The organism is Desulfonatronum sp. SC1 (assembly GCF_003046795.1).
In the GTDB taxonomy this organism is placed as follows: Bacteria; Desulfobacterota; Desulfovibrionia; order Desulfovibrionales; family Desulfonatronaceae; genus Desulfonatronum.
The window spans coordinates 1-465 of the sequence record NZ_PZKN01000124.1 but is presented as its reverse complement, the minus strand read 5'-3'; the positions used below and the strand labels follow the sequence as shown (position 1 = coordinate 465).

Annotated in this window: 1 pseudogene; it reads right to left on the bottom strand. The window is 50.3% G+C overall.

Features of this window, described 5'->3' with window-relative positions:
* Nucleotides 1-465 (bottom strand): annotated as a pseudogene (locus C6366_RS20970) (replication-associated recombination protein A); the annotation flags it as partial.

The window sequence follows — 465 nt, the reverse complement described above, 5'->3', positions numbered from 1 at the left end:
TTTCTGAGATGAAGCGGAACAGGCAGGTTACCGGTCTCTCTAACCAGGGCTTGCGCCTGATTGATGGCCATATACGCCGAATTGCTTTTGGGGCTGGTGGCCAGATAGATGGTAACTTCGCTAAGAATGATGCGTGATTCGGGCCAACCCACCATGTGAATGGCTTCAAAGCAATTGGTGGCTAGCAGAAGCGCATTGGGGTTCGCCAGGCCAATATCTTCAGCGGCAGAAATGATGAGACGCCGGGCTATGAATTTTGGATCTTCGCCGCCTTCAACCATGCGTGCCAGCCAATAAACGGCTCCGTCGGGGTCACTTCCGCGAATGGACTTGATAAACGCGGAGATGATATCGTAATGCATCTCACCATTCTTGTCGTATTGCGCCGGATTTTGCTGCAATAGTTTGGTGACAAGCTCATTGGAGATTACTATCTCTTCGTCCTCATTGTGGGCGTTTACAATT